General features: G+C 58.9%; 12 protein-coding genes. 3 read left to right on the plus strand and 9 right to left on the minus strand.

Features of this window, described 5'->3' with window-relative positions; all coding sequences use genetic code 11:
* Positions 1-61: 61 nt before the first annotated feature.
* Positions 62-967: a GlxA family transcriptional regulator gene (locus tag MME58_RS21065; protein WP_162491474.1), complete on the plus strand. Its 906-nt coding sequence runs from the start codon at positions 62-64 to the stop codon at positions 965-967.
* Positions 968-1,026: 59 nt separating this feature from the next.
* On the opposite strand, the gene zapE is transcribed toward MME58_RS21065, so the two are convergent.
* From zapE to MME58_RS21080, 3 genes are all read right to left on the minus strand, one after another.
* Complete coding sequence (gene zapE / locus MME58_RS21070; protein ID WP_054986673.1) at positions 1,027-2,121, minus strand: cell division protein ZapE; 1,095 nt, start codon at positions 2,119-2,121, stop codon at positions 1,027-1,029.
* 62 nt (positions 2,122-2,183) lie between these two features.
* Positions 2,184-3,533, minus strand: coding sequence for a tryptophan--tRNA ligase (locus MME58_RS21075; RefSeq protein WP_055006902.1), 1,350 nt, complete (start codon positions 3,531-3,533; stop codon positions 2,184-2,186).
* Positions 3,534-3,572: 39 nt separating this feature from the next.
* On the minus strand, positions 3,573-4,202 hold the full coding sequence (locus MME58_RS21080; protein ID WP_054986675.1) for an alpha/beta hydrolase: 630 nt from the start codon (positions 4,200-4,202) through the stop codon (positions 3,573-3,575).
* A gap of 145 nt (positions 4,203-4,347) precedes the next feature.
* Between MME58_RS21080 and MME58_RS21085 the strand changes: the two genes are divergently transcribed.
* Positions 4,348-4,791: a Z-ring associated ZapG family protein gene (locus tag MME58_RS21085; RefSeq protein ID WP_054986676.1), complete on the plus strand. Its 444-nt coding sequence runs from the start codon at positions 4,348-4,350 to the stop codon at positions 4,789-4,791.
* A 134-nt stretch (positions 4,792-4,925) separates the two neighbouring features.
* Here the strand turns inward: MME58_RS21085 and cysN are convergent, their stop codons facing one another.
* The 3 genes from cysN to MME58_RS21100 all read right to left on the minus strand — a co-directional run bounded on the left by cysN (position 4,926) and on the right by MME58_RS21100 (position 8,658).
* Positions 4,926-6,824: a sulfate adenylyltransferase subunit CysN gene (gene cysN, locus MME58_RS21090; protein ID WP_055006901.1), complete on the minus strand. Its 1,899-nt coding sequence runs from the start codon at positions 6,822-6,824 to the stop codon at positions 4,926-4,928.
* Positions 6,825-6,835: 11 nt separating this feature from the next.
* Positions 6,836-7,753: a sulfate adenylyltransferase subunit CysD gene (gene cysD / locus MME58_RS21095; RefSeq protein WP_003313577.1), complete on the minus strand. Its 918-nt coding sequence runs from the start codon at positions 7,751-7,753 to the stop codon at positions 6,836-6,838.
* Between the two features lie 146 nt (positions 7,754-7,899).
* Positions 7,900-8,658: a Nif3-like dinuclear metal center hexameric protein gene (locus MME58_RS21100; protein ID WP_054986678.1), complete on the minus strand. Its 759-nt coding sequence runs from the start codon at positions 8,656-8,658 to the stop codon at positions 7,900-7,902.
* 111 nt (positions 8,659-8,769) lie between these two features.
* Here MME58_RS21100 and algW point away from each other — a divergent pair, with 111 nt between their 5' ends.
* On the plus strand, positions 8,770-9,930 hold the full coding sequence (gene algW / locus MME58_RS21105; RefSeq protein ID WP_004656566.1) for a Do family serine endopeptidase AlgW: 1,161 nt from the start codon (positions 8,770-8,772) through the stop codon (positions 9,928-9,930).
* A gap of 261 nt (positions 9,931-10,191) precedes the next feature.
* Here the strand turns inward: algW and hisC are convergent, their stop codons facing one another.
* The 3 genes from hisC to hisG all read right to left on the minus strand — a co-directional run bounded on the left by hisC (position 10,192) and on the right by hisG (position 13,350).
* The gene (gene hisC / locus MME58_RS21110) at positions 10,192-11,244 is read right to left on the minus strand and encodes a histidinol-phosphate transaminase (RefSeq protein ID WP_055006900.1); all 1,053 of its coding nucleotides are present in this window, start codon (positions 11,242-11,244) and stop codon (positions 10,192-10,194) included.
* Positions 11,244-12,590 carry a histidinol dehydrogenase gene (gene hisD / locus MME58_RS21115; RefSeq protein ID WP_055006899.1) on the minus strand — a complete coding sequence of 449 codons (1,347 nt, stop codon included), beginning with the start codon at positions 12,588-12,590 and terminating at the stop codon, positions 11,244-11,246. The genes hisC and hisD overlap by 1 nt, the downstream gene beginning before the upstream one ends.
* 124 nt (positions 12,591-12,714) lie before the next feature.
* The gene (gene hisG / locus MME58_RS21120) at positions 12,715-13,350 is read right to left on the minus strand and encodes an ATP phosphoribosyltransferase (protein ID WP_002555077.1); all 636 of its coding nucleotides are present in this window, start codon (positions 13,348-13,350) and stop codon (positions 12,715-12,717) included.
* Between the last annotated feature and the right edge of the window lie 39 nt (positions 13,351-13,389).

Raw genomic sequence — 13,389 nt, forward strand, 5'->3', positions numbered from 1 at the left:
CATCCTCACCACTGACAAGATGTTTGCCTCGACGGTCATGCAGGCCAAGGACTTCTTTCACCTGGCCAGCCTTCGCTACAGCAAACAATTGGGCCAGGGCCTGGTGCCCGCTTTCGAAACCCGCCTGGTCAGCCCGGACGGCCTCTCTGTCAGCAGCTTCAGCGATGTCACGCTGCCGGTCGACGGCGCACTGTGCCAGAGCGATATCATCGTCATCCCGGCATTCTGGGATGACTTTGAAACCCTGTGCCAACGTTACCCACAGATTCTGCCCTGGCTGCGCGAGCAACACGCCAAGGGTGCCGTGCTTTGCGCAGAAGCCACCGGCGTCTACTGGCTCGCCGAGGCCGGCTTGCTGGACGGCAAGGAAGCGACTACCTACTGGCGCTTTTTCGGCGCGTTTGCCGAACGCTACCCCAAGGTGCTGCTCAATCAGGAAAAGCACCTGACCGACGCCGATAACGTGTACTGCGCAGGTGGCACGACCTCAGCCTGCGATCTCTACATCTACCTGATCGAGCGCTTCTGCGGTGCCAACGTCGCCCAGGCGGTGGCCCGTGACATTCTCTACGAGGTGCGCCGCACCTACTCACCAGGGCGAATCGGTTTTGGCGGTCAAAAGCTGCATCAGGACGTGATAATTCTGCAGATCCAGCACTGGCTGGAAGAGCATTTTGCCGACAAGTTTCGCTTTGAAGATGTCGCCCGCGAACACGGCATGAGCATTCGCAACTTCATGCGCCGCTTTCAGGCGGCCACGGGCGACAAGCCGCTGCATTACCTGCAACGGCTGCGGATTGAAACGGCGAAGGGGTTGCTGTCAGGGTCTCGCAAGAGCATCAAGACCATCAGCTATGAGGTGGGCTATGACGATGCCAGCTTTTTCGCCCGCCTGTTTCGCCAGCACACCGAGCTGTCGCCCAACCAGTATCGACAGCAGTTCGAAAACCACAAGGAGAGGCTCTGAGCTCAAGCCGCAAGCCTGGGACAAGTTTCAAGCTTCTGACTTGAAACTTGAAGCGGCTACTAAGGCTTATGCGCCCGCGAAAGGAATTCGTGGGATTGCATTTCGAGCAGGCGGCTCAAGGTGCGCTGGAACTCGAACATCAACCGCCCCCCGGTGTACAGGTCCTTCAATTCAACCTCGGCCGAGATGATCAGCTTGACGTTACGGTCATAGAACTCGTCGACCATATTGATAAAGCGCCGGGCGATGTCGTCGGTAGAAACGTCCATCTGCTCGACGCCGCTGATCAGCACCGCGTGGAAGATCTTGCCCAGCTCGATGTAATCGTTCTGACTGCGAGGCCCGTCGCACAACTCGCGAAAATCGAACCAGGCCACGTCATCACAGGTACGCAGGGCACGGATCTCACGGTTTTCGATCATCAACACATCGTTTTCGATGGTCTCAGCGCAATCCGGAGTCAGGGCCTTGAAGCTTTTACGCAGGCTTTCCTGTGCGACTTCGTTGAGCGGGAAGTGAAACAGCTCGGCCTGCTCAAGGTGACGCAGGCGGTAATCGACGCCGCTGTCGACATTGACGATATCGGTATTCTGTTTGATCAACGCGATAGCCGGCAGGAAACGCGCCCGCTGCAAACCGTCCTTGTATAAACCGTCCGGGACGATGTTGGAGGTTGCAACCAGCGTCACGCCATTCTTGAACAGCTCTTCCATCAGCGTCCCCAGAATCATGGCGTCGGTGATGTCGGAAACGAAGAACTCGTCAAAACAGATGACCCGTGCCTCGTCGGAAAAACGCTTGGCAATAATCGTCAGCGGGTTTTTCTCGCCTTTGAGGGTCTTCATCTCTTCGTGCACACGCTTCATGAAGCGGTGGAAGTGAGTGCGCACCTTGTCCTGAAACGGCAAGGCGTCAAAGAACGTGTCAACCAGATACGTCTTGCCGCGGCCCACGCCCCCCCAGAAGTACAGCCCCTTGACCAGAGCAGGTTCCTTTTTGCCGAACAGCTTGCCGAACAGGCCGGGCTTGCTGTCGTGAGCGGCAACCAGATCGTCGTACAGACGCTGCAAATGGCGTACAGCGTTTTCCTGCGCGGCATCATGGAAGAAGTCCGGGCGTTTCAGATCAGCTTGATATCGTTCTAGGGGCGTCATAATTCGTTAGCAAGGCAACAAAAACGGGTCGTCACTGTAGCGACGCTCCCGGGGATTGGCAATCAGTCCTGTTGAGGAGCAAGCGCCAGCTTGAGAGTCTCGATGGCGCTGTCGCGTGCGGCAGCGTCGGCAAATACCGGACTGTCCGCCACACAGTCGCCGTTCAGCCACAGCGTAAAGCGATCGTCCTCACTGCGCAGGTCCAGTTCACCGCCCTGCTGCAACTGCTTGCTGACGACGCCAGCAGCCTTGCCATCGGCAAAATTTCGCGACAACAGCAACTGTTCGCCATCGGCAGCCAGCAAACGGAAACGGAAGCTGCCGTCGTCTTCACGGAAGCTGACGAAACGAGCGCCCTTGCTGGCCTTTTTCTTGCCGGTATCGGCGTTCTGCACCACGGTACGGAACGACCGCAGCCCCATCGCCTCGCGCAATTCCTCAAGGAATGGTGTGGCGACACGCCGGGCTTTCTGCGCACCGGCGAGCAGGATGTCTTCGAGATCGGCAGGACGCTCGATCAGCCCCAGATACTTTTCGCGGGGTTCGCTCAACTGGGCATCCAGCAAGGTAAACAAACGATTTTTCGCTTCGCCCCATCCCAGGCCCTGCAACAGGTCGGAACGGAATTCGGCGCACTGCCCGGCCGTCGAGAAAGCCTGATACAGGGTAAACAGGTGCGAGGTGTCCGGGTCTTTCGCCTCACCCGGCGCACGCGAGTCGGTGACAATGCGCGATATGGCGTTTTTCATCTCCTTGGCACTGCTGAACAACGGGATGGTGTTGTCGTAGCTTTTGGACATCTTGCGACCGTCCAGGCCTGGCAGCGTCGCAACGCTCTCTTCGATCAGCGCCTCGGGCATGACAAAGAATTCCTTGCCGTGACCGAACAGGTGGTTGAAACGCTGGCCGATATCGCGGGCCATTTCAACGTGCTGAATCTGGTCGCGCCCTACCGGAACCTGATGAGCATTGAACATCAGAATATCGGCGGCCATCAGCACCGGATAGCTGTACAAGCCCATGGTGATACCCGCATCCGGGTCTTCGCCGCTGTCCACGTTCTTGTCCACCGACGCCTTGTAGGCGTGGGCGCGATTGAGCAGGCCCTTGGCCGCTACACAGGTGAGCAGCCAGGTGAGTTCCGGAATCTCGGGGATGTCCGACTGGCGATAGAAGGTCACACGCTCAACGTCCAGGCCAGCTGCCAGCCAGGTTGCGGCGATTTCCAGACGCGAACGCTGAATGCGCAGCGGGTCATCGCATTTGATCAGCGCGTGGTAATCGGCCAGAAAATAGAACGAATCGAAGTCGCTCTGACGGCTGGCAACAATGGCCGGGCGAATGGCACCCGCGTAGTTGCCCAGATGGGGAGTACCGGTGGTCGTGATACCGGTCAGAATACGAGTGGTCATGGCAGGTCGCTTATCAATAGGGTGCAATACGGGCTGCAATCAGCTGGAAAGTCGCGGCAGAAGCAGATCTTTCAGATCGGTCAGCTTGCCATGAAAAAAGTGTCCGCATTCTGCCACTTTCAGTAGCTCATGTGGACGTTGCAGTGCTGCAGACCATGCATAGACCGTTTCGGGATCAATCACTTCGTCGCTCTCGGGCTGAATGATTGTCAGCGGGCAGGCGTGTGGCAGTACGCTCTGATCCTTGAGCCGCGACGCCGCAGCAGCAACCAGAAACAAATGAGTCAGCGTTTCACCCTCGGCCTCCAGCCTTCCCCCCAGATTCGCAGCGACGTAGCCGCCAAAGGAAAAACCGAACAGGGTCATCGGCAAATCAGGGTGCCGAGCCCGCAGCCACCGGGCTGCAGCCTGAGCATCATCGATTTCGCCCGGCCCGGCAACCGACGTACCGGCACTGGCACCGACACCGCGATAATTGAAGCGCAAGGTGATCAGACGCTGGTCTCTTGCGGTACGCTGCAGCGTCGAGACGACTTTATTGAGCATCGTTCCACCCTGTATCGGGTTAGGATGGCAAATCAGTGCAACGCCTCGGGCGTCGGGTACGTCCTGATACAGCGCTTCGAGCTGGCCTTCTGGGCCATCGATAAATAATGGGGTTTCACGCATGAGCAAAACAGAACTCCGTGACCTCGAAATGGGTCGACTCGTCTAGCTGATTGTCTGCGGCTTGCATATCAACGATACGTCGCGGGTATACAGCGCAGGTTCCAGCCGTTAACGTAAAGCAAAGCCGTTTATAGAGGAAGGACTCGTGGAACACTCGCTCTTAGTCTGGTTGTTGCCGACGCTCGCCCTGGTGGCCGGTGTCGTCATTGGTTTTCTGGTGGCACGCCTGCTGCCCAACACCGTTCCGAACAGCACCCAGCGCCAGCTGGACGACATTCAGGAGCGTTTCGACACCTATCAGAACGAGGTAGTCACGCACTTCAACAGCACGGCCAATCTGGTACAGAAGCTTTCACAGAGCTACCAGGATGTTCAGGAACACCTTGCCGAGGGCGCCAACCGTCTGGCTCTCGACGAGTTGACCCGTCAACGCCTGCTGGCGGCTCTGCACCCGGAGGCCAATCAGGCACATCGCGATCATCGCGACCGCCTTACTCCCCCGCGTGACACCGAGACACCCAAGGACTACGCCCCCAAGTCGCCCAACACTCCAGGAATGCTGGATGAGCATTACGGCTTGAAAAGATAGGGATTCACAACCACTGAAAAGCCCGCCGCAGACACTGTCTGCGGCGGGCTTTTTTGTAGGCGCGTGCAGCACAGGCGATAAAGCTTTCTGTGCGCTCCGTGCCCGCTCAGAGAACGGACACGGTGTCAGCGCAATCAGATCGCGCCGCGGCTGCGCAGCAGGCCCAGCACCTGCCTGACGCTTTCTTCCAGGTTGAGTGTCTGCGTGTCGATCACCAGATCGGCATTCAGTGGCACGTCATACGGGAAGGACTCGCCAGGAATGTTGTCGCCATCAGCGGCATACAGGCCTTGCGGGTCACGTTCGCGGCACACCGCGGGTGACGCCTGAACATAGACGGTCAGCAGAAGCTCTTTGCCGATCAGCGCCTTGGCACGCTCCCGTCCCTCGGCGTCCGGCGCAACGAAAGCAGCCAGGGTCAGCAGGCCCGCTTCGTTGAACTGGCGCGCCACGTGAGCGGCACGGCTCCAGTTCTCGGTACGACCGGCACGGTCCTGTGGCAAGCCCTTGTTCAGGTCATGACGCAGGTTCTGACCGTCCAGTACGTAGACCGCACGGCCCATGTCGAACAGCTTGCGCTCGACCGCGTACGCCAGCGTACTCTTGCCCGCGCCGGACAGACCGCTGAACAATACCGTGGCCGGTTGCTGGCCAAAACGCTGCGCACGCTCCTCGGTGGAGACATGGGCCAGTTCGCCATGATGCTGCGAACCGCCGCCCGAGACCGGCTTGGCAATGATCATGCCCGCCGCCACAGTGCCGTTGGTCAGACGATCAATGACAATGAAAGAGCCCGTAGTGCGGTTGCTGCTGTAGCCGTCCAGCGCGATGGGCGCATCGAGGCTGACCTTGACCCGGCCGATCTCGTTCAGTTGCAACGAGCTGGCAGGGCCTTCCTCCAGCGTGTTCACATCGACCCGATGGGTAATGCTGGCAATGGAGCCCGGCACATAGCTGGTGGCACGCTTGATGTCGTATTTCTTGCCCGGCAGCATGGGCTCTTCGGCCATCCATACCAGCATGGCGTCGAACGCATCGCTGACCTGCGGAACGTTGTCGGCATGCACCAGCAGGTCGCCACGGGAGATGTCGATTTCGTCTTCCATGGTCAGGGTCACAGCCTGACCCGGCCCGGCATGCTCCAGCTCACCCTCATAGGTGACGATGGACTTCACACGGCTGCTCTTGCCCGACGGCAGCACGACTATCTCGTCGCCCTTGTGCACGATGCCGCTGGCCAGCGTACCGGCGAAGCCGCGGAAATTCAGGTTCGGACGGTTGACGTACTGCACCGGGAATCGCAGGTCTGCATAGTTGCGATCACTGGCGATTTCGACGGTTTCGAGAATCTCCATCAGCGACTGGCCGGTGTACCACGGCGAACGCTCGCTCTTGTTCACCACGTTGTCGCCCTTGAGCGCAGACATCGGCACAAACGCCATGGTGGTCGGCTTGAACGCAATACCCTCGGCAAACTTCAGGTAATCGGTCTTGATCGACTCGAACACGCTCTCGTCAAAACCATTGAGGTCCATCTTGTTGATGGCGACAACGATATGCTTGATGCCCAGCAGCGAAGCGATATAGCTGTGACGACGGGTCTGGGTCTGCACCCCATAGCGCGCATCCACCAGAATGATCGCCAGGTCACAGGTCGAAGCACCAGTGGCCATGTTACGGGTGTACTGCTCATGTCCTGGCGTATCGGCAATGATGAACTTGCGCTTGGCCGTGGAGAAATAGCGATACGCGACATCGATGGTGATGCCCTGCTCGCGCTCGGCCTGCAGACCGTCCACCAGCAACGCCAGATCGACGTCATCGCCAGTGGTGCCGGACTTTTTCGAGTCTCGGGTAATGGCTTCAAGATGATCTTCGTAGATCATCTTGGAGTCGTGCAGCAGACGCCCGATCAGCGTGCTCTTGCCGTCATCGACGTTGCCACAGGTGAGGAAGCGCAGCATTTCCTTGCGTTCGTGCTGGCCCAGATAGGCGAGGATGTCCTCGCTGATCAAATCAGATTGATGCGACATGTGACACCCCCTTAGAAATAACCCTGACGTTTCTTTTCTTCCATCGAGCCAGCACCGTCGTGGTCAATGACCCGACCCTGGCGTTCGGAAGTTCGCGTCAGCAACATTTCCTGGATGATGTCGGTCAGGCTGGTCGCCTCGGACTCAACGGCACCGGTCAGCGGGTAGCAGCCCAGAGTACGGAAACGGACCTTCTTCTTGACGATGCGCGACTTCTCTTCATCGGTAAGATGCTCGAGGATGCGCTCGTCGTCGATCATGATCAGCGTACCGTTCTTCTCGATAACGTCGCGCTCGGCGGCAAAATACAGCGGCACGATCGGGATGCCTTCAAGGTAGATGTACTGCCAGATGTCCAGCTCGGTCCAGTTGGAAAGCGGGAACACACGGATCGACTCGCCTTTGTTGACGTTGCCGTTATAGACGTTCCACAGCTCGGGGCGCTGGTTTTTCGGGTCCCAGCGATGCTTGCTGTCGCGGAACGAGTAGACACGCTCCTTGGCCCGGGACTTTTCTTCGTCGCGTCGGGCACCACCGAAGGCAGCATCGAAACCATGTTTGTCGAGCGCCTGTTTCAAGCCCTCGGTCTTCATGATGTCGGTGTGTTTGGCGCTGCCGTGGGTAAAGGGGTTGATGCCCTGAGCCACGCCATCGGGATTGATGTGAGTGATCAGATCAAGGCCCATTTCCTCGACCATCTGGTCACGGAAGCGATACATTTCCTGGAATTTCCAGCGGGTATCGACGTGCATGACCGGGAATGGCAATTTACCGGGGAAGAATGCCTTGCGCGCCAGGTGCAGCATCACGGCCGAATCCTTGCCGATCGAGTACAGCATCACCGGGTTATCGAACTCGGCGGCGACCTCGCGGATGATGTGGATGCTTTCCGCCTCCAGCTGTTTCAGATGCGTCAGTTTGTCAACCATGGCTACTCACGTTCGTTATGAACCGGGAAACCCCGGGGCGGCCTGCGGGCCGTATTCGAGCCGCGCACTTTAACATGCGTGATATCGCTAATCAGCGATGCGGCTAGATCGAAACGATCTATACATATACCCCACCGTTTGATCGGTCAGATCGGGTTCGGGCAGTCGATGAAGATATGTTCAAGGGCAAAACGCCGGGCCAGATAATCACCCAGAGCCTGAACACCATAACGCTCGGTGGCATGATGCCCGGCCGCGATGAAGCTTATGTCGTTTTCCCTGGCGCTGTGAAACGTCTGCTCTGACGCTTCGCCACTCAGGAAGAGATCGACGCCTTCCAGCACCGCCTGATCGATATAGTTCTGACCGCCACCGGTGCACCAGCCGACACGGCGAATCATCTGACTGCCCTCGACAAGTAACGGCTCGCGCCCCAGTGCGTCCTGCACGCGGCGGGCAAAATCTCGAGCGGTCATGGGTTCGGACAAGGAGCCGATCAAGCCGACCACGCGCGAATTTTCGGGGTCCAGCGGGCCTTCAACGGTGATCTCCAGTTGCCGCGCCAGCTGCACGTTGTTGCCCACGTCGGGATGCACATCCAGCGGCAGATGATAGGCGAGCAGGCTGATGTCATGTTTGAGCAACGTTTTCAGGCGACGCTGTTTCATGCCGACCACGCAAGGGTTTTCGCCCTTCCAGAAATAGCCGTGATGAACCAGGATCAGATCAGCCTGCGCCTCGACAGCGGCATCCAGCAGGGCTTGACTCGCCGTCACGCCGCTGACGATGCGCATGACCTGGGGCCGGCCTTCGACCTGCAGGCCATTGGGGCAGTAATCCTGAATACGGGCACTGTTCAGATAGCGGTCGGCTTCTTCGACCAGGGTGCTCAGGGCAACAGCCATAAAAGACTCCTAAATATGCAGTTCAGAGCTGCGTTGTACTCGTATAATGCCCGCCATTATGGCGCACCCGTGGCAAAACTTTCTGCGCCCGCAACCATCAGGACTTGTTAAATGTTCAAGGCACTGCGTTTTTTCGGCTGGCCATTGCTGGCTGGCGTGCTTATCGCCATGCTGATTATTCAGCGTTATCCGCAGTGGGTCGGCCTGCCGAGCCTGGATGTCAATCTGCAACAGGCTCCACAGACCACCAACGTCATGCAAGGTCCGTCTTCCTATGCCGATGCGGTCATTGCCGCAGCCCCGGCGGTGGTCAACCTCTATACCACCAAGATGGTCAACAAGGGCAATAACCCCCTTTTCGAAGACCCGCAGTTCCGGCGCTTCTTCGGCGACAACACGCCCAAGCAAAAGCGTATGGAGTCAAGCCTCGGCTCTGGCGTCATGATGAGCCCGGAGGGCTACATACTGACCAACAACCACGTCACTACTGGCGCAGATCAGATCGTGGTTGCCCTGAAAGACGGCCGTGAAACCATTGCCAGGGTGATCGGCAATGACCCGGAAACCGATCTGGCGGTACTCAAGATCGACCTGAAAAACCTTCCCGCAATCACCATCGCACGTTCTGACGGCATCCGTATCGGCGACGTCGCGCTGGCCATCGGCAACCCGTTCGGGGTTGGTCAGACCGTGACCATGGGGATCATCAGTGCCACTGGCCGTAACCAGTTGGGCCTCAATACCTACGAAGACTTCATTCAGACCGACGCGGCCATCAACCCGGGCAACTCGGGCGGCGCACTGGTAGACGCCAGCGGCAACCTGATCGGCATCAATACCGCGATCTTTTCCAAATCCGGCGGATCCCAGGGCATCGGCTTCGCCATTCCGACCAAGCTGGCGATGGACGTCATGAAGTCGATCATCGAACACGGCCAGGTCATTCGTGGCTGGCTGGGCATCGAAGTTCAACCGCTGACCCAGGAACTGGCCGAGTCGTTCGGGCTGAAGGATCGTCCGGGCATCGTTGTGGCAGGCATCTTCCGCGACGGACCGGCACAGAAGGCCGGGCTGCAATTGGGGGATGTAATTCTGAGCATCAATGGCGAGCCTGCCGGCGACGGTCGCCGCTCGATGAACCAGGTTGCGCGCACCAAGCCCAAGGACAAGATTGCCATCGACGTGATGCGCAACGGCAAGGAAATGCGTCTGAGCGCTGAAGTCGGCCTGCGTCCGCCGCCTGCACCGACGCCTGCCGCAGCGCCGGAGTAAAGCGCCATTACCTGAGACGCCCGGAATAAAGGGCGTCCAGGCTTCTGCCCGAAGGGCGTGGGAGTGAGCTTGCTGGCGAAGACGGTGTTTCACTCGATGCATTTTCGGCGCTTGTGCAGACCCTTTGGCGAGCAAGCTCGCTCCCACAAGACTTGCGTATAACGATGAGTCCTGCGCGTGTGCATGTCGTTCTGGACGATCTGTGCCCGATCCTGAGTGGCAATGCAGAGTCAGCCCGCTTTCGGGCTGACAGATCCCCCCTTAGATGTCGCTCAGACCTTCCAGCAGGGCCTGATGCTGCTCTGGCGTGCCGATACTGATGCGCAGGAACTGAGCGATACGCTGCTGCTTGAAGTGACGAACGATAATGCCCTGCTCGCGCAGCTTTGCGGCCAGGGCTGCGGCGTCGTGTTGCGGGTGACGGGCGAAGATGAAGTTGGCGGCCGAGGGCAGCACTTCAAAGCCTTTGCCCTGCAACTGCTCGACCAGCACTTCGCGACTTTCGATGACCTTGTTGCGCGTCGTCTCGAAATGCTCACGGTCCTCGAAAGCCGCCGCACCGCCCACGTTGGCCATGCGGTCCAGCGGATAAGAGTTGAAGCTGTTCTTGACCCGCTCCAGCGCCTCGATCAGATCAGGGTGCCCCACCGCCAGACCGACGCGCAGGCCGGCCAGTGAGCGTGACTTGGACAAGGTCTGGGTGACCAACAGGTTCGGGTAGCGATCGACCAGCGTAATCGCGGTTTCGCCACCGAAGTCGATGTACGCCTCGTCGACAACCACCACTGAATCCGGGCTGGCCTTGATGATCTGCTCGACCTTGTCCAGGCCAAGCAGGCAACCGGTTGGCGCATTCGGGTTGGGGAAGATGATCCCGGCGTTCGGCCGCGCATAGTCTTCGGCACGAATCCGGAATTGATCGTCCAGTGCGACCATCTCGTAGTCGATTCCGTACAGGCCGCAGTACACCGGATAGAAGCTGTAGCTGATGTCCGGGAACAGCAAGGGTGCCTCGTGCTGAAACAAACCGTGAAAGATATGCGCCAGCACTTCATCAGAACCGTTGCCCAGGAACACCTGGTTGGGCTGTACGTTGTAATAATCGGCAACAGCGTGCTTGAGCAGGTCGCTGTTAGGGTCCGGGTACAGACGCAAGTCGTCGGTCAGCGCAGCGTGCATGGCCTCGACGGCCTTTGGCGACGGCCCATACGGGTTTTCGTTGGTGTTGAGTTTGACCAGCCTGGTCAACTTCGGCTGTTCACCCGGCACGTATGGCACCAGACCGCTGACGAAAGGGCTCCAGAATTTGCTCATTATTTGCCGTCCTCTGTGTTGCGTGCTTTCCAGTCGGGGTCAGTGATTCGATATTCGGCACTGCGGGCGTGACCGCTCAATGACTCGCCACGAGCCAGTACGGATGCTGTCTTGCCCAGCTCGGACGCCCCCTGGGGCGAGCAATAGATGATCGATGAGCGCTTCTGGAAATCATAGACACCCAACGGCGAGGAAAAACGTGCCGTACCGGAAGTCGGCAACACGTGGTTGGGGCCTGCGCAGTAATCGCCCAGCGCCTCGGAGGTATGACGGCCCATGAAGATCGCACCTGCGTGACGAATCTGCGGCAGCCAGGCGTCGGGGTCGGCAACCGACAGTTCCAGGTGCTCAGGCGCAATGCGGTTGGCGACCTCGATGGCTTGCGCCATGTCCGCCACCTTTATCAGCGCACCTCGGCCGTTGATCGACGTTTCGACGATAGCTGCGCGCTCCATGGTCGGCAGCAAACGGGTAATGCTGGCCGCGACCTTGTCGAGAAAGTCGGCATCCGGACTGACCAGAATGGCTTGGGCGTCTTCGTCGTGCTCGGCCTGGGAAAACAGGTCCATGGCGATCCAGTCCGGGTCGGTCTGACCGTCACACACCACCAGAATCTCGGAAGGACCGGCGATCATGTCGATACCGACCTGGCCGAACACATGACGCTTGGCAGTGGCTACATAGATGTTGCCAGGGCCGACAACCTTATCGACCTTCGGCACGCTTTCGGTGCCGTAAGCCAGCGCTGCCACAGCTTGCGCGCCACCGATGGTGAACACCCGGTCGACGCCGGCAATGCAGGCGGCCGCCAGTACCAGTTCGTTGATCTCACCCCGCGGCGTGGGCACGACCATGACCACTTCGGTCACGCCAGCCACTTTGGCCGGTATGGCATTCATCAATACCGAGGACGGATAAGAGGCCTTGCCACCGGGTACATACAGACCTGCACGGTCGAGCGGTGTGACTTTCTGGCCCAGCACCGTACCGTCGGCCTCGGTGTAACTCCAGGAATCCTGCTTCTGCTTTTCGTGGTAGCTGCGCACACGCTCGGCAGCCTTTTCCAGTGCTTCGCGCTGAACCGGCGTAATGCGGGTCAGCGCCAGCTCCAGGCGCTCACGAGGCAGAATCAGGTCGGCCATCGAAGCGACCTGCAGCCCGTCAAACTTCTGGGTGAACTCGACCAGTGCCGCATCACCACGCTCGCGCACCGCCTTGATGATGTCGAGCACGCGCTGGTTGACTGAGTCATCAGACACACTTTCCCAGCTCAGCAGATGATCCAGATGTCGTGCGAAATCCGGATCAGCAGCGTCGAGTCGGCGAATTGCAGTGGGCGTGGTCATAGCGGTGGCCTCAATAATTGGCGGATGCTCAGGAGCCTAAAGCTACCAAGCTATCCGCGCAGGCACCTGAGAAATCTGGCTATGACACGGATAGCTGGACGCAACTCAACGTTGCGTGAGTGAATCAGCTACGGTGTCGCGACTCCACTGCCTTGCGCAGGGTGTCGATGAGGGCCTGAATGCGTGCATGCTGCATTTTCATGGACGCCTTGTTTACCACCAGCCGCGAGCTGATGGTCGCAATGAGTTCCTGCGGCTCAAGGCCATTGGCTCGCAAGGTGTTACCGGTGTCGACCACGTCGATGATCTTGTCTGCCAGACCGATCAACGGTGCCAGCTCCATGGAGCCGTACAACTTGATGATATCGACCTGACGGCCCTGCTCGGCGTAGTAACGCTTGGCAACATTGACGAACTTGGTCGCCACGCGCAGACGACCCTTGGGCTCAACGGCACCGATAGCGCCTGCAGTCATCAGCTTGCACTTGGCAATCTGCAAGTCCAGCGGCTCGTACAGGCCCTGGCCGGTGTACTCCATCAACACATCCTTGCCCGCGACACCCAGATCGGCAGCCCCATGCTCGACATAGGTCGGCACATCGGTGGCTCGCACGATCAGCAGGCGCACATCGGCCTGAGTCGTGGGGATGATGAGCTTGCGGCTCTTATCCGGATTCTCGGTCGGCACGATGCCCGCTTCAGCAAGAAGCGGCAGGGTGTCATCAAGAATGCGGCCCTTGGACAGTGCGATGGTCAACATGGGAAACGTAAGTCCTTATCAGGAAACTTTTGTCACGAC

Source organism: Pseudomonas syringae pv. tagetis (assembly GCF_022557255.1).
Classification (GTDB): domain Bacteria; phylum Pseudomonadota; class Gammaproteobacteria; order Pseudomonadales; family Pseudomonadaceae; genus Aquipseudomonas; species Aquipseudomonas caricapapayae.